Source organism: Roseovarius halotolerans (assembly GCF_900172255.1).
In the GTDB taxonomy this organism is placed as follows: Bacteria; Pseudomonadota; Alphaproteobacteria; order Rhodobacterales; family Rhodobacteraceae; genus Roseovarius; species Roseovarius halotolerans.
Genome location: NZ_FWFU01000003.1, coordinates 432,241 through 452,222, shown reverse-complemented (window position 1 = coordinate 452,222; position 19,982 = coordinate 432,241). Strand labels below are relative to the sequence as shown.

At 64.7% G+C, this 19,982-nt stretch carries 18 protein-coding genes and 1 riboswitch; of the genes, 14 read left to right on the top strand and 4 right to left on the bottom strand.

The window, feature by feature from the left end; all coding sequences use genetic code 11:
• Nucleotides 1–38 precede the first annotated feature (38 nt).
• Nucleotides 39–1,652 (top strand): exodeoxyribonuclease VII large subunit, encoded by a 1,614-nt coding sequence (gene xseA / locus ROH8110_RS13330; protein ID WP_085818217.1) that lies wholly within the window; start codon nucleotides 39–41, stop codon nucleotides 1,650–1,652.
• A 15-nt stretch (nucleotides 1,653–1,667) separates the two neighbouring features.
• Here the strand turns inward: xseA and ROH8110_RS13325 are convergent, their stop codons facing one another.
• The gene (locus tag ROH8110_RS13325; RefSeq protein WP_085818504.1) at nucleotides 1,668–2,072 is read right to left on the bottom strand and encodes a hypothetical protein; all 405 of its coding nucleotides are present in this window, start codon (nucleotides 2,070–2,072) and stop codon (nucleotides 1,668–1,670) included.
• Between the two features lie 152 nt (nucleotides 2,073–2,224).
• On the opposite strand from ROH8110_RS13325, the gene ftsY reads away from it, so the two are divergent.
• The gene (gene ftsY / locus ROH8110_RS13320; protein WP_085818216.1) at nucleotides 2,225–3,535 is read left to right on the top strand and encodes a signal recognition particle-docking protein FtsY; all 1,311 of its coding nucleotides are present in this window, start codon (nucleotides 2,225–2,227) and stop codon (nucleotides 3,533–3,535) included.
• Between the two features lies 1 nt (nucleotide 3,536).
• Here the strand turns inward: ftsY and ROH8110_RS13315 are convergent, their stop codons facing one another.
• Entirely contained in the window at nucleotides 3,537–4,049 is a 513-nt protein-coding gene (locus tag ROH8110_RS13315) for an MgtC/SapB family protein (protein WP_085818215.1), read from the bottom strand.
• Between the two features lie 74 nt (nucleotides 4,050–4,123).
• On the opposite strand from ROH8110_RS13315, the gene ROH8110_RS13310 reads away from it, so the two are divergent.
• The 3 genes from ROH8110_RS13310 to ROH8110_RS13300 all read left to right on the top strand — a co-directional run bounded on the left by ROH8110_RS13310 (nucleotide 4,124) and on the right by ROH8110_RS13300 (nucleotide 6,360).
• Nucleotides 4,124–5,026 carry an EamA family transporter gene (locus ROH8110_RS13310; protein ID WP_085818503.1) on the top strand — a complete coding sequence of 301 codons (903 nt, stop codon included), beginning with the start codon at nucleotides 4,124–4,126 and terminating at the stop codon, nucleotides 5,024–5,026.
• A 15-nt stretch (nucleotides 5,027–5,041) separates the two neighbouring features.
• Complete coding sequence (locus ROH8110_RS13305; RefSeq protein WP_085818214.1) at nucleotides 5,042–5,644, top strand: inner membrane-spanning protein YciB; 603 nt, start codon at nucleotides 5,042–5,044, stop codon at nucleotides 5,642–5,644.
• Nucleotides 5,645–5,736: 92 nt separating this feature from the next.
• Nucleotides 5,737–6,360: a hypothetical protein gene (locus ROH8110_RS13300; RefSeq protein WP_085818213.1), complete on the top strand. Its 624-nt coding sequence runs from the start codon at nucleotides 5,737–5,739 to the stop codon at nucleotides 6,358–6,360.
• A gap of 4 nt (nucleotides 6,361–6,364) precedes the next feature.
• On the opposite strand, the gene ROH8110_RS13295 is transcribed toward ROH8110_RS13300, so the two are convergent.
• Nucleotides 6,365–7,312 carry an alpha/beta hydrolase gene (locus ROH8110_RS13295; protein ID WP_085818212.1) on the bottom strand — a complete coding sequence of 316 codons (948 nt, stop codon included), beginning with the start codon at nucleotides 7,310–7,312 and terminating at the stop codon, nucleotides 6,365–6,367.
• 116 nt (nucleotides 7,313–7,428) lie between these two features.
• Nucleotides 7,429–7,507, top strand: a riboswitch (SAM riboswitch).
• Between the two features lie 59 nt (nucleotides 7,508–7,566).
• On the opposite strand from ROH8110_RS13295, the gene metZ reads away from it, so the two are divergent.
• The 6 genes from metZ (at nucleotide 7,567) to ROH8110_RS13265 (ending at nucleotide 14,090) form a co-directional block, all read left to right on the top strand.
• Nucleotides 7,567–8,760 (top strand): O-succinylhomoserine sulfhydrylase, encoded by a 1,194-nt coding sequence (gene metZ / locus ROH8110_RS13290; RefSeq protein ID WP_085818502.1) that lies wholly within the window; start codon nucleotides 7,567–7,569, stop codon nucleotides 8,758–8,760.
• Nucleotides 8,761–8,856: 96 nt separating this feature from the next.
• Complete coding sequence (folE2, locus tag ROH8110_RS13285) at nucleotides 8,857–9,957, top strand: GTP cyclohydrolase FolE2 (protein WP_085818211.1); 1,101 nt, start codon at nucleotides 8,857–8,859, stop codon at nucleotides 9,955–9,957.
• A gap of 201 nt (nucleotides 9,958–10,158) precedes the next feature.
• Nucleotides 10,159–10,617: a hypothetical protein gene (locus ROH8110_RS18730; RefSeq protein WP_170156508.1), complete on the top strand. Its 459-nt coding sequence runs from the start codon at nucleotides 10,159–10,161 to the stop codon at nucleotides 10,615–10,617.
• A gap of 131 nt (nucleotides 10,618–10,748) precedes the next feature.
• Nucleotides 10,749–10,976, top strand: a complete 228-nt coding sequence (locus tag ROH8110_RS13275) for a hypothetical protein (RefSeq protein WP_085818209.1) — start codon at nucleotides 10,749–10,751, stop codon at nucleotides 10,974–10,976.
• Between the two features lie 91 nt (nucleotides 10,977–11,067).
• Nucleotides 11,068–12,513: a TrkH family potassium uptake protein gene (locus tag ROH8110_RS13270; RefSeq protein ID WP_085818208.1), complete on the top strand. Its 1,446-nt coding sequence runs from the start codon at nucleotides 11,068–11,070 to the stop codon at nucleotides 12,511–12,513.
• Complete coding sequence (locus tag ROH8110_RS13265; protein ID WP_085818207.1) at nucleotides 12,513–14,090, top strand: 5-guanidino-2-oxopentanoate decarboxylase; 1,578 nt, start codon at nucleotides 12,513–12,515, stop codon at nucleotides 14,088–14,090. The genes ROH8110_RS13270 and ROH8110_RS13265 overlap by 1 nt, the downstream gene beginning before the upstream one ends.
• A 3-nt stretch (nucleotides 14,091–14,093) precedes the next feature.
• On the opposite strand, the gene ROH8110_RS13260 is transcribed toward ROH8110_RS13265, so the two are convergent.
• Nucleotides 14,094–15,881, bottom strand: coding sequence for a trypsin-like peptidase domain-containing protein (locus ROH8110_RS13260; RefSeq protein ID WP_085818206.1), 1,788 nt, complete (start codon nucleotides 15,879–15,881; stop codon nucleotides 14,094–14,096).
• 166 nt (nucleotides 15,882–16,047) lie between these two features.
• Between ROH8110_RS13260 and ROH8110_RS13255 the strand changes: the two genes are divergently transcribed.
• Genes ROH8110_RS13255 through glyS form a run of 3 tightly spaced genes read left to right on the top strand, consistent with a single transcriptional unit; the run spans nucleotide 16,048 to nucleotide 19,762 of the window.
• Complete coding sequence (locus ROH8110_RS13255) at nucleotides 16,048–16,977, top strand: glycine--tRNA ligase subunit alpha (RefSeq protein ID WP_085818205.1); 930 nt, start codon at nucleotides 16,048–16,050, stop codon at nucleotides 16,975–16,977.
• Nucleotides 16,977–17,501, top strand: a complete 525-nt coding sequence (locus tag ROH8110_RS13250; protein WP_085818204.1) for a DUF6446 family protein — start codon at nucleotides 16,977–16,979, stop codon at nucleotides 17,499–17,501. The genes ROH8110_RS13255 and ROH8110_RS13250 overlap by 1 nt, the downstream gene beginning before the upstream one ends.
• 5 nt (nucleotides 17,502–17,506) lie before the next feature.
• A complete protein-coding gene (glyS, locus tag ROH8110_RS13245; protein ID WP_085818203.1) occupies nucleotides 17,507–19,762 on the top strand; it encodes a glycine--tRNA ligase subunit beta in 2,256 nt (751 codons plus the stop codon).
• Nucleotides 19,763–19,982 lie beyond the last annotated feature (220 nt).

Sequence of the window (19,982 nt, the reverse complement as noted above, 5' to 3'; positions counted from 1 at the left end):
GTTCTAAGGTGGCGCGCAGGCAGACACAAGGCAGAGGCATGTCCGATCTGATCGACGATCCCCTCGAGGGCGAGAACGCCCCGGAATTCTCGGTGTCCGAAATCTCGGGCGCGGTGAAGCGCGTGATCGAGGGCGAATTCGCCCATGTGCGGGTGAAGGGCGAGGTCGGGCGCGTCAGCCGTCCGCGCTCGGGCCATGTCTACATGGATCTCAAGGATGACCGCGCCGTGCTGGCCGGGGTCATATGGAAGGGCGTGGCGTCGCGTCTTTCGGTGCAGCCCGAGGAAGGGATGGAGGTGGTGGCCACCGGCCGCCTCACCACCTTCCCCGGCCAGTCGCGCTATCAGATCGTGATCGAGGACATCAAACCGGCGGGCATGGGCGCGCTGATGGCGATGCTGGAGAAGCGCAAGGCGCAACTGGCCGCCGAGGGCCTGTTCGCGCCCGAGCGCAAGCGCCCCTTGCCCTATCTGCCGGAGGTGATCGGGGTGATCACATCGCCCTCGGGCGCGGTGATCCGCGACATCCTGCACCGTCTGCGGGACAGGTTCCCGCGCAAGGTGCTGATCTGGCCCGTCGCGGTGCAGGGTGAAAAATGCGCGCCCGAGGTGACCCGCGCGATCCGGGGCTTCAACCAGTTCACGCCGGGCGGCGCCTTGCCGAGGCCCGACCTTCTGATCGTGGCGCGGGGTGGCGGCAGTATCGAGGATCTATGGGGATTCAACGAGGAATCGGTGGTGCGCGCCGCCGCCGAAAGCGACATCCCGCTGATTTCGGCGGTGGGGCATGAGACCGACACGACGTTGATCGACTATGCCGCCGACCAGCGCGCGCCCACGCCCACGGCGGCGGCGGAACTTGCCGTGCCGGTGCGGCTGGACCTATTGGCCTGGTGCGACAAGCAGGAGGCGCGGCTCAGCCATGCGCTGACATCGGGTGTCGGGGCGCGCGGCCAGCGGTTGCGCGATCTGGCGCGCGCGCTGCCTAGGCCCGAGCGCCTGCTCGACACGCCGCGCCAGCGGCTTGACGCATGGTCCGACCGTCTGCCCGCCGCGCTGACCAGCCAGGTCCAGAAGCGCCGGGTCCGGCTGTTCGAGGTGTCGGGTGCGCTGCGTCCGGGCCTGTTGCAGTCGCGGCTGGAGTCACGGCGTGATCGTTACGGTTCATGGGCGTTGCGGCTGGCCCCGGCGTTGCAACGCATGGCGGACAGGAAGCGCGAATCGCTGCACCGGCGGCTGGACCGGTTGAGCTTGCGCCCGATCCGCCGCGACATGGCGCAGAAGCGCGACCAACTGGACCGGATCGGCCAGCGCCTGTCGGATGCGGGGCAACGGCAGGTGAGAGACTGGCGCGAGCAGATCACGGCGATGGACCGTCTGCGTGAGACCCTGGGTTACAAGGCGACACTGAAACGCGGCTACGCGGTGGTGCGCGGCGACGGGGCGGTCGTGACGACGCGGGAGGCCGCGGCACAGGCAACCGCGCTGGAGATCGAATTCGCCGACGGGCGTCTCGATCTGGCGGCTGGTGGCGGCGGGGGCGGGCCGGGCACTCCGCCAAAAGCCCCGCGCAAAGCGGCTGCCAAGCCCGCGCAGAAGGCTGCATCGAAGCCGCCAAAATCCGATCCCCCCGGCCAGGGCAGCCTGTTCTGAGCCAAGGCGGTCAGGTCAGACGCCGATCTTCGGCCCCGGACAGGACAGCGGCTCGTCGCTTTGCTCGACCTCGTAAAGCTCGGTTGCGAAAGGGTCGTTCACGAAACGGGCGACCAGGCCTTCGGGGCCGCGGGTGAAGGTCCAGCATTGCGGCTCGGGGCGGTTTTCATAGACGAAACAGATTTCGCCCGCCTCCTCATACCAGCGCCCCTCCTGGCATTCTCCATCGAGGAAGGACCAGCGCACGCGCCGGTCACTCAGGTATTCCTCGGCGCCGTAGGCCATGCCACCGCTGCCGTAATAGAAGGTCTTGCCACGAGTATAGGCGTCAAAGGCTTCGGCGCTCATCGCCTCTTGTGCATTGAGCGAGGAGGCGAGGAGCAAAAGGCACGGCAAGGAGAGCGGGATCAATCGGCGCATGTGCGCAGTTTGGCAGAGACGCGCGGCGCAGGCCAGATGGTTCGGCTCACGATTGCGCGGGCGGTTCCCGGCAAGGTCGCAAAACACGCCACAGGCTTCCATATCGCCGCGATCCGCATTAGGTGAGACTTAACAAGCGGATCGGAGGGCGCATGGCGTTTTTCAAGAAACTCAAGGAGCGGCTGTTCAAATCCTCATCCAAGCTGGAGGATGGTTTGGATGCGATCGTCGAAGAGGGCGGCGAGCAGGAAGAGATCGCCGCGTCGGCCGAGCCCGAACCTGAGCCGGAACCGCAGCCCGAGCCTGAACCGCAGCCGGAACCTGAGCCGCAGCCCGAGCCTGAGCCAGAGCCGCAGCCGGAACCGGTGCCCGTGCCGGAGCCCGAACCTGCGCCGCAACCCGCGCCAGAGGAACTGCCCGAGCCGCCATCCGAGCAGCCCGCAACGCCGCCCAGCGAAGTGCCCGACCAGTCACCGCAGGAGGCGCCCGCGCCTGCGCCCGAGCCGGCCCCGGCGCCGACGCCCGTGGAAATCCCGGTGGAGGATGCCGTCGAAGCCCGCGCCAAACCCGCAAAGCCGGGGATCCTGGGGCGGCTGCTGGGGCGGGGCGAGGCCAGGACCGTCACCCGCCGGGTGCTGGATGACGACATGCTCGAACAGCTTGAGGAGTTGTTGATCAGCGCCGATATGGGGGTCGATACCGCCCTGCGCGTCACCGCCAACATGGCCGAGGGACGCATGGGCAAGAAGCTTTCGACGCAGGAGATCAAGAGCCTGCTGTCGCAGGAGATTACCCGCATCATGGAGCCGGTGGCGCGCCCCATGCCGCTTTATCCCAAGGTGCCGCAGGTGGTGCTGGTGGTCGGGGTCAACGGCTCGGGCAAGACCACGACGATCGGCAAGCTGGCCAGCCAGTTCAAGGCGGCCGGAAAGAAGGTGGTGATCGCAGCCGGTGATACCTTCCGTGCTGCCGCGGTGGAACAGTTGCAGATCTGGGGCGACCGCGCCGGGGTGCCGGTGCTGACCGCGCCCGAGGGATCGGACCCCGCAAGCCTGGCCTATGACGCGATGGGAAAGGCGCAGGCGGATGGTGCTGACCTGTTGATGATCGACACGGCCGGGCGGTTGCAGAACCGGGCCGACCTGATGGAGGAACTGGCCAAGATCGTCCGCGTCATCCGAAAGAAGGACGAAAGCGCGCCGCACAACACGCTGCTGGTGTTGGATGCCACGACCGGGCAGAATGCGCTGAGTCAGGTCGAGACCTTCCGCAAGCTGGCCGATGTATCGGGCTTGGTGATGACCAAGCTGGACGGCACCGCGAAGGGCGGTGTCCTGGTGGCGCTGGCGGACAAGTTCGGCCTGCCGATCCACGCCATCGGCGTGGGCGAGCAGATCGACGACCTGGCGCCGTTCGACCCTGAGGAATTCGCCGACGCGCTGACCGGCCTGGACCGGCCATGAGTCAGTCCGAAGGCGCGTCCGGGTCTTCGTCTTGCGAGGGTTCGGCCACCCTGAGCGCGATCAGCACGATAAGAACGATTGCCGTTACCATCAGCGCCAGCGGCATTTGCCCGGCACCGCAGGCGAGGCCGATCGCACCGGCCAGCCACATCGACGCGCCCGTGGTGATGTTGTGCACCTTGCCACCCGAGGTGAAGATCGCCCCGGCCGCCAGAAAGGCGACCCCGGCGGTCACCGCCTCGATCAGGCGCAGCGGGTCGACCCGCAGCGCATCCTTGTCGCCAAAGGGAAGATGGGCAAGCTGCTGGCTGACGATGATGAAAAGGCAGGCGGCGATCGAGACCAGCATGTGGGTGCGCAGTCCGGCCGGTTTGCGGACCCACTCGCGCTCGAAGCCGATCAGCCCGCCAAGCACCAGGGCAGCCAACAGCCGCGTGGCCGCAACCAGGGGCGGCACCGCGGCAAAGGTGCCGGAAAGCTCCTTTGCGATTACTTCGAGTGCCTGTTCGATCATGCGTCCTCCATCGGGCGAATCCTTGTCATCGGGCCAGCCTAGCAGGTTTGCGGGGTGGGTGCAGTGAGATGGGGTTGAGCAACTGGCTGATCTCGCTTGAAGGCACGGCGGCGGGGCATCACCTTGCGATGGTGCTGGCGCTGCTGGCGGCGCTTTTGCATGCGGTGTTCGGTGCGCTTCAGAAAGGTCGCCACGATCCCTGGCTGAGCCGGGGCGCCATCGACGGCAGCTATGGTTTGATGGCCGCGCCGCTGGCGTTTTTCGTGGTACCCTGGCCCGAGCCGCATATGTGGCCGATCTTCGGCTGCGCCTTCGCGATCCACCTGGCCTACAAGATCCTGCAGGCGAATGCCTATGTGAAGGGCGCCTACACCGTCGTCTATCCCGTGGTGCGCGGCACCGGGCCGTTATTCACCGTGATCGGCGCCTATCTGCTGTTCGGCGAGCGATTCACGCCGGTGCAATGGCTGGGCGTTCTGGTGTTGCTGGCGGGAATCTACGGGCTTGCGGTCTATAACCTGCGCAACCTGACGGTGAACCGCGAGAACCTGCCCGCGGCGCTGATGCTGGCGGTGGCGACGGGGATGTTCGTAGCACTTTACACGACCTATGATGCCTATGGCATCCGCGCGTCGGCCGATCCGTTCACCTTCCTCGCGTGGTTCTTCATGATCGACGGGATCGTGCTGCCGTTCTATGCGGTGATCCGATGGCGCCGGATGCTTGCACCGCCGCATCCGGGGCCGCTGTTGTTGCGGGGCCTGATCGGGGGCGTCGTGGCATTCTTTTCCTTCGGGTCGATCATGCTGGCGACGCGGCTCGACAAGGTGGGCGAGGCGGCGGTGCTGCGCGAGACGTCGACGGTTTTCGCGGCGCTGATCGGGTGGCTGGTGCTGCGCGAGACCGTTGGTCCGCGCCGGATTGCCCTAATGGCATTGATTGCGGCGGGCGCTGTGATAGTTGAACTGGGCGGATAGGAAACGAGGCCTTTGATGGAAGAGCGAAAGATCAATCCGATGCTGAAGACCGGGCTGGAACTGGGGCCGATCCTGGCGTTCTTCGCCGCGTATCTCATTCTCAAGGACCGTGTGTTCACCATCGGGGGGACCGAATATGACGGGTTCATCGTCGTAACGGCCGGGTTCATCCCGGTGTTCCTGCTGGCGATGGGGGTGCTGTGGCGCCTGACCGGGCACCTGTCGAAGATGCAGGTCGTCACCGCCGTGCTGATCGTGGTGTTCGGCGGGCTGAGCGTATGGTTCAACGATCCGCGTTTCTTCAAGATGAAGCCGACGATTATCTACCTCCTGTTCGCCGGGGTGCTTGGCGCGGGGCTTTTGCGGGGGCGGTCATGGCTGCAATATGTGATGGAGGGCGTGATGCCGTTGTCGCATGAGGGCTGGATGATCCTGACCCGCCGGCTGGCGCTGTTCTTCTTCGGGCTGGCGATCCTGAACGAGCTGATCTGGCGGACCATGAGCGAGGAAACCTGGGTCTATTTCAAGACCTTCGGCCTGACGGCGGCGATCTTCGTGTTCTTCATGGCGCAGGGGCGGCTGTTTCGCGACTATGGCCAGGAGGACAAGGAGAGCTGAGCGCGCGCCGCGTGGCCCCGATTGAATCCGGTTTCTCGGAAAACACAAATCGTTGCCCGGTTTTGGCCAGATTTCCGGCCTAAGCCGGAGGCATGATACACAAGCTTTCGACCCGCCTCTGGTTTGCGACGACCTCGATCCCGGCGATCCGGGCCGAGAATATCCTGCCTGTCCTGATGATGCTGATCCTGTGGATCGCACTGGGACAGATGGGCGTGCACGAGGATCGCGCCTTTGTCATGGCGGTCGTGGTGGCCGAGGCCTATGCGATCTGGCGCAACCTGCCGGACGCGGCCTTCAGCCTGCGCAAGGTTCGCAGCGGCAGGCCCGGCATGCTGATGTGGCCGGTCCTGGGGCTGGTGACGCTGGCGGGGGTTCAGCTGTGGCTGAACGATCCGCTGTTCACGCAGCGCGCGCTGACGGGCATGTGCGTCTTTTTCCTGGTCATCATGGTCCTGGGAATCCGGCGCGAGAAGGACATGCTGGAACGGGTCGTGCCGCAGCAAAGCGCGGATGGCGCGCCGGTCGAGCGGGTCAGCCTGCTGCGCGTCAACGCGTTGGCGGCGGCGATGGTGATCGCGGTGAACGAGTTGCTGATCGCGGGCGAGACGCTGGCGGTCTGGATCACCGTGATGCCGGTCTTCGTGCTGTTCCTGCACGGGTTCTACTGGTTCATGGTGCTGATGGTGCTGCCGCCTCACGAGAAGGCAGCCTGATCGCTCAGGTCGCAGCGCCGCGCCAGCCGGAATTGCATGTTTCAGGATATGGAAGGCTCAGGATGCGCGACCAGCGCGGATCGGGCTCGGCGGGCAGGGCGGCGCGCAATTGCGGCAGCGGCAACGCCTCGGGGGTGCGCAGCAGCGCGCGATAGAACCCGAACACGCCGGGGCGAAGATACGACGACCAGTGACAGATCCGCGCCTTGGGGCGCTCGATTTTGAAGCCCGCGCACGCCAGCGCGGTCAGGGTGTCGGGATGATCCAGTTGCAGGGTCAGCGTTCTTGGCAGGGCAGGCAGGCCGTGGCCAAGGCTGCGGTCGCCGCGCGCGGGCGGTGTGACCAGCCGCTCCAGCAGAAAATCGAACAGGTCGTTCTCGCGGCTGGTGACGTTGATGATCTCGGCGGTGCGCCCGGCGCCGCGGCTGAGCGCCTCGGCGGCGCGGCTGCCGAATTCGGCACCAGACAGCAGGATCGCGCGGCCGACACGCCCCTCGGGCAGGCGTTCGAGCGCCCCGAGAACGACGCGCGCCCCAAGTGAATGCGCCAGCAGGTGAAGCGGCCTGTCGGGCGCGATCCGGGCGATCATCTCGATCAGCTGCGCCAGCGCGGCGCCGGCCACCTCGGCCTGACGATAGGCCTGCCAGATGGTGCCACGCCCCGGCCAGCCGAAGGCGATGCCGGTGCCTTCGTCGCGTTGGCCTGCGCCAAACCCAAGGGCGCGCGGCCAGCTCATCGCTTTCCAGCTGCGGCAGGCGGGGTCGAGCGAGAGGATGTGCTGGTGCGGGCAGTCGAGCCCGTGACCGGGCGCGAATTTGTAACCGTGGGTCATGATCACGACCGGACCGCGCCCGTGGCGCAGCGCCTGCGCCAGCGTGGGGCCGAGGGGGGAATCCTGCCCGGTGTGAAGGACGGGGCCGTCCGGGCCTGAATTGATTTTCAGTAAGGGCATGATGCTCGAGTCGCCACTACATCTGGTAGCTTCGAGGTAGAGGACGACTACGACGGTTTCTTGAATGAAATGTAAAAGGCACGAGACGGTGTTGACGCGCCACGCGGCCAGGAGTAAATCGGCGGCGTGGCGATTTGTTACCGGATTGCGGGCCACGTAAAACAACTCCGCTAAAGAGGTCAGGATGAAAGCCCCCTTTCGCTTGACCGCGACGGGGGTTTTTTCATTTGGGCCGAGCGCCCAGGAGGATGACGATGGACGAGGATTGGAAGACGCGCACGAAGCTGGTGCATGGCGGCACGCGCCGCAGTCAGTGGGGCGAGGTCAGCGAAGCCATCTTCATGACCCAGGGCTTCGTTTATGACAGTGCCGAGCAGGCAGCGGCGCGGTTTCTCGAGGCGGGCCCGGATGAGTTCATATATGCGCGTTACGGCAATCCGACGGTTGCGATGTTCGAGGAACGCATCGCCGCGCTGGAAGGCGCCGAGGACGCTTTCGCCACCGCCAGCGGCATGGCGGCGGTCAGCGGGGCGCTGACCTCGATGCTAAGAGCGGGAGATCATGTGGTCGCGGCGCGGGCGCTGTTCGGCTCCTGTCATTACGTTCTTGACGAGGTGCTGACGCGTTTCGGGGTCGAGGTGACGTTCGTCGACGGGCCGGATCTGGAGCAGTGGCGCGCGGCGATCCGCAAGGACACGCGCGCGGTGTTCTTTGAAACGGTCGCCAATCCGACGCTGGAACTGGTCGATCTCGAGGCGGTCGCGGCGCTGGCGCATGAGGTCGGCGCGACGGTGATCGTGGACAATGTCTTCGCGACGCCGGTGTTTTCGCGCGCCATCGCGCAGGGTGCCGATGTGGTTGTCTATTCGGCGACCAAGCATATCGACGGGCAGGGGCGCGCGCTTGGCGGTGTGATCCTGGGGACGCGCGACTTCATCCGCGGCACGGTCGAGCCCTACATGAAGCATACAGGCGGTTCGATGTCGCCATTCACCGCCTGGATCATGCTCAAGGGGCTTGAGACGATCACTCTCAGGGTCGAAGCGCAGGCCGCGACCGCGCTCAAGCTGAGCGAAGCGCTTGAGGGACAGAAGGGCCTCGTGCGCGTGATCTATCCGGGTCATCCGAGCCATGCACAGCACGATCTGGTCCTGCGCCAGATGGGCAAGGGCGGCACGGTTGTCGCGCTTGAGATCGAAGGCGGGCAGGCGGGGGCGTTCCGCTTTCTGAACGCGCTCAGGATCGTGGTGATCTCGAACAACCTGGGCGACGCCAAGTCGATCGCGACGCATCCGGCGACCACCACCCATCAGCGCCTGCCCGACGATCAGAAGGCCGCTCTTGGCATCACGCCCGGGCTGGTGCGGCTTTCGGTCGGGATCGAGGACAGCGACGACCTGATCGCCGATATCATGCAGGCGCTGGAGGCGGCGCGGGAAAAGGAATGATCCATCCGGTCGCTTCCGGCGTATTTCCTTTCGAAATTGGAATTATTTTCGCCGCGTGATTAGATATCACAGGCACCGGGAGACAAGGGGCCAGAAATGAACATCCATACGCGGGAAATGTCGGATATGCCGGATCGCGACGAAGCCAAGGCGGCGCTGGAACGCCTGCGGGCATGGGCCGGGCAGGCCACACCCGAAGAGGTTGCGGATCTCGATCCGGCGATCTCGCGCCTGTTGCCGGGGCGTGACAGGGTGAACTATCCCGACCTGTCGCGGACCTATCCCGAGAGTTTCGAGGTCGATACGGCCTATCGCAATTCGATGCCCGATCTGCAGAACGGCCCCAGTTCCCTGATCCGTGGCGCCAAGCAGCATTTGCAGCATGTCGGCATCTCGAATTTCCGCTTGCCGATCCGCTTTCACACCCGCGACAATGGCGATCTTACGTTGCAGACGTCGGTCACCGGCACGGTCAGCCTTGAGGCGGGCAAGAAGGGCATCAACATGTCGCGCATCATGCGCAGCTTTTACCGTCATGCGGAAAAGACCTTCAGCTACGAGGTGATGGAAGCGGCGCTGGACGATTACATCTCGGATCTCGACACCATCGACGCGCGGTTGCAGATGCGCTTTTCCTATCCGGTCAAGCTGTCGTCGCTGCGGTCGGGGCTGGAAGGATACCAGTATTACGATATCGCGATGGAACTGGCGGAATCGGGCGGGGTGCGGCGCAAGTTCATGCATTTCGACTATGTCTATTCGTCGACCTGCCCTTGCTCGCTGGAACTGAGCGAACATGCCCGCCAGACCCGCGGGCAACTGGCGACGCCGCATTCGCAACGTTCGGTGGCGCGGATATCGGTCGAGATCGCCGGCGATGCGATGCTGTGGTTCGAGGACCTGATCGAAATCGCGCGCAAGGCGGTGCCGACCGAAACCCAGGTGATGGTCAAGCGCGAGGACGAGCAGGCCTTTGCCGAGCTCAACGCCGCCAACCCGATCTTTGTCGAGGACGCGGCGCGGCTGTTCTGCGAGCAGTTGCTGAAAGACGAGCGGATCGGCGATTTTCGCATCGTCGCCAGCCATCAGGAAAGCCTGCACAGCCATGACGCGGTGAGCTTGCTGACCGAAGGCGACACCTTTGCCAGCGACAGCATCGACCCGCGCCTGTTCAGCACCCTGTTCCACGTCGGCTGAGGCCGGACTGCATCCCGCGTGGCTTGCGCATCTGCCTCATTCTTGTGCGGCCGGGTCGATGATGCGTGTTTTGCAATCATGAAAGCACGGCGCGCGGGGCTGTGCGCATTCGTGACGCGGGGCCGGGGCGACGGTGTTTTATCCTGATGTCACAGACGCGGCCTAGCGTCAGCACCACCACCAGACTCCGAGGAGAAACCGATGACATCCGTGACGACTCCCCTCATGCTTTCGGCTGCCGGCATGCGCCTTTATGGCTACCTGATCCACACCAACATGCGCGTCGCGCAGGAATTCGGACGCGCGGCAGTGTCGGGCAATCCCTTCCTTGTGACTGTGCCTGTGCGGGCGTCGGCCCCTAGCAAGGCGAGCCCGGCAGCGGCGCCGGCCGCCAAGGCGACGCCGAAGGCCAGCCCACCCGCGCAGCGCAAGGCCCCGCGTCAGGCGCCGCGCCCCGCAGTGCAGGCGGGTGACAGGACCGACGCCAACACCAAAGCCAAGGTCAAGGTCACACCCGAAAGCCCGTCCAACGCCGCCGCGACCGTTTCGGAGACCGGCAAGGAACAGGTCAAACGCCCGCGCGCGCCCTCAAAGCCCCCGGCGATGCCCGTGTCCAAAAGCACGGCGCGCACCGATGCACCGGGCTCGGGCCAGGCGTGACGCGCGCGCCGGGCCTTGCGCTCAGTGCATCGCGGGCATGAGCAATCGTCGGTGGTAAAGTCAGCGCTGCTGACCTAGATTTGGGGTGGGGAGGAAACCTGAAAGCAGAGACAGCTCGTGAGGTTTCCAATATGACAACTCTGACAACCGACATTTCGCATGCGCCCGCACGGGTGCTTGAATGGCTCAAGGGCATGTCCAATGCCTTGGCCGTGGGGTTTGAGGCACATGCGCATCATGCGTCTCGCCGCGACAAGATCGAAGCACTTGAAGCCAAGAGCGACGAGGAACTGGCCAGCATGGGCCTGCGGCGCGACGATATCGTGCATCATGTCTATCGTGATCTGTTCTACGTCTGATCGTCGGAACTGACGCGGCCCGGCCGGTTCCTCCGGCCGGGCGCGGTATCGTGCTTGACAGCGGGACAGGGCGAGGCCAACTCTGCGCGTCATGTTGGATATGCGCCCCGTCGGATATGTTGTCGGCCTGCTGGTCATGGCGCTTGGCGTGGCCATGCTGTTTCCGATGCTGGTCGATATCGCCCAAGGCCTTGGCCACTGGGCGGTTTTCGCCGAGAGCGCGATCCTGACCATCCTGATCGGCAGTCTTGTGGCGCTGGCATGCCGCGACGGTGTGCGCGCCGGGCTGACCATTCAACAGACCTTTCTTCTGACCACCGGCGTCTGGTTCATCCTGCCGTTCTTTGCGGCCTTGCCCTTCATGCTGGGTGCGACCGAGGCGCGGCTCGTGGATGCGGTGTTCGAGGCGATGTCGGGCCTGACCACCACCGGTTCGACGGTGCTGTCGGGCCTCGATGCGCTGCCCAAGGGGCTGCTCTTGTGGCGCGGCATCATGCAATGGCTGGGCGGTATCGGCATCATCGTGGTCGCCATGGTGTTTCTGCCCGAGCTGAGGGTCGGCGGGATGCAGGTGTTCCGCTCGGAAGCGTTCGACACGATGGGAAAGATCCTGCCGCGCGCCACCCAGATCGCATCAAGCATATCGACGATCTATGTCGGGATCACCCTGCTGTGCATCGCCGCCTATGTGCTGACGGGCATGAACGCGTTTGACGCGACGGTGCATGCGCTGACAACCGTATCGACGGGCGGATTCGCGAATTACGACGCCTCTTTCGGGCAGTTCTCCGGCGCGGCGGAATGGGTTGCGACGGTGTTCATGATCCTCGCGGCGCTGCCCTTCGTGCGCTATGTGCAGCTGATCGCGGGCAATCGCTCGCTTTTTCATGACAGCCAGGTGCAGGCCTTCCTGCTGACCATCGGCATATTGGTGGTGGTGACGGCCACGGTCCTGATGTCGATCTTTCCGCACCATCCCGAGCAGGCGCTGCGCGAGGCGGCGTTCAACATCACCTCGATCATCAGCGGCACAGGCTATGCCAGCGTGGACTACATGGGCTGGGGATCGTTCCTTGTGTCGGTGTTCTTTTTCGTCGGGCTGATCGGGGGCTGCGCGGGATCGACCGCCTGTTCGGTCAAGGTCTTCCGCTACCAGATCCTGTTCGCGTCGGTCAAAGCGCAGCTTGGCCGGATCCATTCGCCCCATGCGGTCTTTACCCCGCGCTTCCAGGGCCGCACGATCGAGGATGATGTCCTGAATTCGGTGATGACGTTTTTCGTCTTTTTCATCGTCTCGCTTGGCGTGTTCGCTGTGGCGCTGGGGCTGACGGGGCTGGATTTCGTCACATCGCTTTCAGGCGCCGCGACGGCGCTGGCCAATGTCGGCCCCGGCCTTGGCGATATCATTGGACCGGCTGGCAATTTTGCCAGCCTGAACGACGCCGCGAAATGGATCCTGATCTTCGCCATGCTTATCGGGCGGCTGGAGATCATGGCCGTTTTCGTGCTTTTCACCTTCAGCTTTTGGAGAACCTGATGACTTCCCGACCCCTTGGCGCGCAAATCAGCCATATGCTCAAATCCCGTGGCGTCGATACGATTTTCGGCATTCCCGGCGTTCATAACCAGGAAATGTATCGCGGCATCGAGGAGGCCGGGATTACCCATGTGCTGGCGCGCCACGAACAGGGCGCAGGATTCATGGCCGATGGCTATGCGCGCGCCAGCGGGAAGCCGGGGGTGGCCTATGTGATCACCGGTCCGGGGCTGTGCAACATCATGACGCCGATCGGGCAGGCCTATTCCGACAGTGTGCCGATGCTGGTGATTTCCTCCTGTCTCGATGAAACGGCGGCACGGCGCGGGCAGTTGCACCAGATGAAGGATCAGGCGGGCGCCGCGCGCACCGTGGCCGACTGGTCCGAGACCGCCGGGTCGGCTAAGGCCGCCTATGACCTGATCGACCGGGCGATGGCCGAATTCGCGCTGGCGCGCCCGCGCCCCAAGGCGCTGTCGGTGCCGATCCACCTGCTTGAAGGCAACGCGCCGCCGGCGCCGCCATGCGATGCACCCGTCGTGGCGGGCAACGCATTGCCCGACATGAGCGCGGCGATTGCGGCGCTGCAATCGGCGCGCCGTCCGCTGATCGTGGCAGGGGGCGGGGCGCGCCGCGCCGCCCCGGCGCTCAACCGGCTGCGCGAGGCGCTTGGCGCGGCCTGTTTCACCACATATGCCGGGCGGGGGATCTTTGCGCCGGGCACGCCGCTGTTTTATGGCAGTTTCCTCGCGCGGCCCGGATCTGCGGCCGAGATCGCCAAGGCGGATGTGGTTCTGGCCGTGGGCAGCGAGCTGGCCGAGGTGGATCACTGGCGCGATCATCTGGGCCATGAGGGCACGCTGATCCGGGTGGATATCGACCCCGAGGTCCTGTCGGACATGCAGCGCGCAGATATCGCCATCGCGGCGCGCGCCGAGCCCGCGATCGCGGCGCTGTGCGACGCCATCGCGCCGGGCGGCGAGAGCGCCTGGAAACAGGCCGAGATCGACGCGGCGCGCGGGCGCTGGCAAAGCGAGGTCGAGGCGCAGCTTCCCGGTATCGGGGCGGTCTGCGACACGCTGCGCAAGAGCCTGCCCGAGGGGACGATGATCTTTTCGGACATGACTCAAATCGCCTATGCCTCAAACGAGATCTGGGAGCTGGATGCGCCGGGGCTCTGGCATCATCCCAACGGCTTTGGCACGCTTGGCTATGCCATGCCGGCGGCGATCGGCGGTGCGGTGGCGCGGCGTGGCCTGCCGACCATGTGCATCGCAGGCGATTACGGCTTTCAATACACGCTGCCCGAGCTTGGGGTCGCGGTCGAGCTGGAACTGCCCTTGCCAATCCTGCTTTGGGACAATGGCAAGCTCAAGGAGATCGAGGATCACATGATCCGCTCGCAGATCGCCCCCAAGGCGGTCGAGGCCCATAACCCGGATTTCTGCGCGCTGGCGCGGGCTTACGGGGCGAGGTCCGAGGCGCCCGAGACCCTTGAGGCACTGGCGCGCGCGGTGACCGAGGCGTTCAGCGCCAAGGGTCCGACGCTGATCCGTGTCAAATCGGATATCGCCTGAGCCCTATTCCCAGCAGCTGACCAGAACGGTCATGCCGGCGGCGCGGTCGGTCAGCGCCTCGGGCGCGATCTGGTCGGTGTCCGAGGTCTTGGAGGGCGTGATCCCGGCCTCTTCCAGAAGGCGTTTGAGCACTGCGCCGTCGGCGGCGAAGCTGACGCCCTGCGGCAGTTTGCGCTCGTCGCTCGGATTGGGCAGCAACATGCCCAGAACCGCGCCTCCGGCATCCACGACCGGGCCGCCAGCGTCGCCATCAAGCGCGTTGAGAGCGAGGCGTTTCACGTTGTCCTCGCCGTCGAGCCCGCGCAGGTCGGCCAGATGCCCGAATGTCAGGGTTGGCGCACCCAGCACGCCGCCATAGGAATACCCGGCCACAGCGATATCCGATTGCAGGCGCGGAACCGCCTGCTGGAAGGCGGCCACGGCGATCGGGGCCAGCGTTTCAAGCGGGCGCAGCACGGCGATGCCCAGCCCGTCGTCGCGGGTGGCGACTTCGGCCTCGTGGGCATCGTCGATGGTGATGCGCGTGCAGCCCTGGACTACGTCGGCGGTAGTGACGACCGTGCCGCCCTGATCGACGTAGAAGCCCGAGCGGTTGAGGCGCGGCTTGCGAATTTCGAGGCCCGACACAAGGTCGAGGTTCTGCATGGCGGAGCCCGCAGCCGGGTCCAGCACGCCGTCAAGCCGCGTAAAGCTGTCCTGCATCCGGCCCAGAAGGCGGGTGCGGCGCTCTTCATCTCCGGCGGGCCATATCAGGGCGAACCCCTTGATCGTCCCATCCTCGAGCCATGCCTGCGCATGGGTGATCTGCAACGCGCCTTCGCCGATCAGCGTGAAGTTGTCGCCATCCAGCGAGCGCGGACCGGTTTCAGGGACGATCCTGAGCGTCTGCATGATGTCGTAAAGCCCCGCGAGCGTGTCCTGCGTGCCTTGCTGGCTGATGAGGAGGACGCGGGCGTTGACGTCGCCGCTGGCGACGTAATGGGCGAAGGGCGGTTCGTACTTCTCGAAGGCGACGAATGCGGTGGGCATTTCGACGGCAATGCCAGCATCCTCGTCGCGCACCAGTTCAAGGCCCAGCCCTTCGAGCACCGCGTTATACTGCGCCAGAAGCTCGCGGCGCTGGCCGGTGGTCAGGATGCCGGTGGTCTCGTGGCCGTTGGCCTCCTGCCAACGGGCCATCGACGCGCGCGTGCCACGGCCGAAGGCGGCGTCGATGGCGCCGGCGTAATGGCCTGACCATTGCAGCGCCTCTTGCAGCAGGGCGCGCTCTTCGCGGGTCAGCTCGCTTTCGCTGGCGCGGGCCTCGGCCGGGGTTTCATCGGGCGGTTCGATCGCGGCGGGCGTTTCCAGCGGAGCAGGGTCGGCCACGGCGGTGGCTTCGTTTGCCTCGGATGCCGGGTCGTTCTGCGCGGTTTCAGCGGGCGGGGCGTTCAGATCGAGGGCAGGCTGGTTCAGCGCATTGGCGCCAATGGGCCAGAATTGCTGACGGTAATCGGAACTGCGCGCGATATAGGCGTCGCGCGGGATCAACCCCTGAAGGCGCAGGCTGCGCAGGATGCTGTCGGCGTCGTCACGGGCATAGGGGCCAAGCGCAACGGCATACCAGCCCCCGCCCAGCGAGAAGCCGTTCACATCTTCCAGTCGCGCGGCGTAGTCGCGGATGCGCGCGCGGGCCTCGGCCAGGCTGGGCTGAGCCTCGATCTGGACCCATACGGGGTCGTTCTCCTGTGCGCGTGCGCCCGGAGCCGCAAGAAGACATGCGCAAACCAACGCGATGAAAATCCGTACCATGTAGACCCTTTGCCCCTTGCCCGTCGTGTTCTGAAAGCTGCTCTGAAACCTTTTAGCAAATCTGCACCGGCATGCACCCAAAAATATGGTGAGCCGCGCAATTGACCCTGCCGTGCCGGGGCCGTAGGTAAGAGCGGCGATTTTCAGGGTGTGCCCGGAGGCGATCATGGTGGAAAAGACCGGCAAGCCACGCAGTTTTCAGGAGGTCATCCTGCGGCTGCAAGCCTATTGGGCGGCCAAGGGCTGTGCGATGATGCAGCCATATGACATGGAAGTCGGGGCAGGGACCTTTCATCCGGCGACGACGCTGCGTTCGCTTGGCTCGAAGCCCTGGGCGGCGGCCTATGTGCAACCCTCGCGCCGTCCCACCGACGGGCGCTATGGCGAGAACCCCAACCGGTTGCAGCATTATTACCAGTACCAGGTTCTGATCAAGCCGAGCCCGCCCGACCTTCAGGCGCTTTACCTGGGCAGTCTCGAGGCGATCGGTATCGACATGGCGCTGCATGACATCCGATTTGTCGAGGACGATTGGGAAAGCCCGACGCTTGGTGCCTGGGGGCTTGGCTGGGAAGTATGGTGCGACGGGATGGAAGTGAGCCAGTTCACCTATTTCCAGCAGGTCGGCGGGCATGATTGCCATCCGGTCTCGGGCGAGCTGACCTATGGGCTCGAGCGTCTGGCGATGTATGTGCTGGGCGTCGATCACGTGATGGAAATGCCGTTCAACGATCCCGGCGCGCCGATCCCGCTCAGCTATGGCGATGTGTTCCGCCAGACAGAGCAGGAATACAGCCGCTGGAATTTCGATGTGGCGGATACCGAGGTTCTGCTGCGCCATTTCCAGGAGGCGGAAGCCGAATGCGAGGCGATCCTCGCGCAGCCCGCCGATGACCCCAAGACCGGCCAGCGCATCGTGATGGCGCATCCGGCCTATGACCAATGCATCAAGGCCAGCCATATCTTCAACCTGCTCGATGCGCGGGGTGTCATTTCGGTGACCGAGCGGCAGGCCTATATCGGCAGGGTCAGGGCTCTGGCCAAGCAATGCGCCGATGCCTTTGTCACCACCGAAGCCGGGGGGCATGCTGCCTGATGGGAAAATTCCTTGCAGCCGCGATCCTGCTGACCGCGCTGGTGGCGGGTGTGGCGCTCTATTACCTGCAGGTTTATGCCTTTTACGACGAGGTGCCGGCCAATGGGCGCGACGATGTGCAAATGACATCGCTGGTGTCCGGGCAACCCGAGGCGATCCTCTATGATGATTTCCGGGCTATCGATTCCGACAGCTCGCCGATCCGCTACCGCGCCTGCTTTTCCACCGGGGCGAGCCAGGCAATGCTGAGCGAGACCTATGTCGCCTACGAGAAGGCCGAGCCGCGCGTGGCGCCGGGATGGTTCGACTGTTTCGACGCCGAGGCGATTGGCGCCGCCCTGGAACAGGGCAGCGCGCTGGCCTTTCTGGGCGAGAAGGATATCGAATACGGTATCGACCGGGTCGTTGCCGTCACCGAGAACGGGCGCGGCTATGTCTGGCACCAGATCAACCATTGCGGCGAGGTCGTGTTCGACGGCCAGCCGGTGCCCGAAGATTGCCCCGAACCCCCGAATGGGAACTGATTGATATGCCTGATCTTCTGATCGAACTTTTCTCCGAGGAAATCCCCGCCCGCATGCAGGCCCGCGCCGCCGACGCGCTCAGGAGCCGCATGACTGACGGGCTGGTCGAGGCCGGTCTGACCTATGCGGGCGCGCAGGCCTTTTCGACACCGCGACGTCTGACCCTGGCGCTCGAGGGGGTGCTTGGCGAAAGCCCGACCACCCGCGAGGAACGCAAGGGGCCAAGGGTGGATGCGCCAGAAAAAGCGATCGAGGGTTTCTTGCGCGGCGCGGGCGTGACGCGCGACGATCTGGAAATCCGCGACGACAAGAAGGGGCAGGTTTACGTGGCCACGATCACCAAGACCGGCCGGCCTGCCGATGTGATCGTCGCCGAGGTGCTCGAAGCGGTGATCCGTGACTTTCCCTGGCCCAAGTCGATGCGTTGGGGGGCGGGCAGCCTGCGATGGGTGCGCCCGCTGCATTCGATCCTGTGCATCCTGACCGACGAGAGCGGCGAGGCGCGGGTGGTCGATCTCGAAGTTGACGGGCTTCGCGCGGGCGACAGCACCGAGGGGCATCGCTTCATGGGCGAGGGGCGGTTTTCCGTCACGTCCTTCGAGGATTACGAGGCGAAGCTCAGGCGCGCGCATGTCATCCTGGATGCCCAGGCACGGGCCGATCATATCTGGCAGGATGCCACCAATCAGGCTTTCGCGGCGGGCATGGAAGTCGTTGAAGATAAAGGGCTTCTTGCAGAAGTCGCAGGGCTGGTGGAATGGCCCGTGGTATTGATGGGCCAGATCGACGAGACCTTCCTGAGCCTGCCTGCCGAAGTTCTTCAGACTTCGATGAAGGAACATCAGAAGTTCTTTTCGGTGAGGAACCCCAAGAGCGGGCGGATCGAACGCTTTGTCACGGTCGCGAATATCGAGACCGAGGATGACGGTGCAACCATTCTGGCGGGCAATCAGAAGGTCCTGTCGGCGCGGCTGTCGGATGCAAAGTTCTTTTGGGAGAATGACTTGCGCATTGCGCGGGCGGGGATGGACGATTGGATCGAGCATCTGGGCCAAGTGACCTTCGAGCGCCAACTGGGAACGCAGGCGGCGCGGATCGCGCGGATCGGTGCGCTGGCGGGCGAGGTGGCGCCGGAGCTGGGGGCCGATCCCGGTCTGGTGGTGCAGGCGGCGCGGGTCGCGAAGGCTGACCTGAGCTCGGAAATGGTCTATGAATTCCCTGAATTACAAGGGCTTATGGGGCGTTATTATGCCGAGGCCGCGGGTCTTCCACCCGAGGTCGCGGCCGCCTGCGAAGAGCATTACGCGCCGCTTGGGCCGTCGGATGATGTGCCGGGTGCGCCGGTGTCGGCGGCGGTGGCGCTGGCGGACAAGCTGGATATGCTGACCGGGTTCTGGGCGATTGACGAAAAGCCGACCGGATCGAAGGATCCCTTTGCGCTACGGCGCGCGGCGCTGGGTATTATCCGCATCGTGCTGGATGGCGGATACCGGATCCAACTGGACAGATATATTGATGCGCAGCTTCTGAGGCACAAGATAAGCCTTCACCGCGCCCGAGCGAGCGAAGGTGAAATCGATACGCTGGAAGAGGTTCTGAAGGAAATCGCGGAGCGCGGGGTGTTCGGGGCGGCGTTTCATGCGGTGATGGACAAGGTGCAGGGCAAGGATGGCGCGCCGGAGACGGGCGAGGGCAGCCTGTTGCGCAGTGTGGGCGGACAGGTGCCTGACCTGAGCACGGACCTGTTGGCCTTTTTCCATGACCGCCTGAAAGTCCACTTGCGAGATCAAGGGCTCAGGCATGACGTGATCGATGCCTGCCTTGCGATGCCCGGCAATGACGACCTGACCCTGCTGGTTCGCCGGGCGACGGCACTGAGCGATTTTCTCAAGACCGACGATGGCGAGAACCTGTTGCAGGGCTTCAAGCGGGCCAACAACATTCTGACGCAGGCCGAGGAAAAGGACGGGGTGGAATATTCCTTTGGCGCCGATGTGAAATTCGCGGAAACCACTGAGGAAAAAGCACTTTTCGCCGCTCTCGACACGGCCGAACCACAGATCGCCGAGGCGCTGAAGGCCGAGGATTTCGCGGCGGCGATGGGGGCTATGGCGGGGCTGCGGCCTGCGGTGGATGCGTTTTTCGACGCGGTGCAGGTGAATGTGGACAACCAGACGGTGCGCCGCAATCGCCTTAATTTGCTGAGCCGCATCCGCGATATCTGCCTTCAAGCTGCCGATCTGACGCGCCTCGAAGGCTAGGCGCGGCGCGCGACAGCGGTGTACAAAACGTCCGGTTTGTACGCGGGTCTTGTACAGGATTCGCCGCGCGCGCGATCGTTTATGTACAGAATGGCTTTGCGGGACGGATCGGGTGCTCTGCGGTTGTGAATGACCCAGCGTTGCGGGGGCGGGCGGGAATCTTTTCGGCCTGCCCCTTGCCATGTGGCGGATCGCGCGTATTCTGCGCCCACTCAGGAAA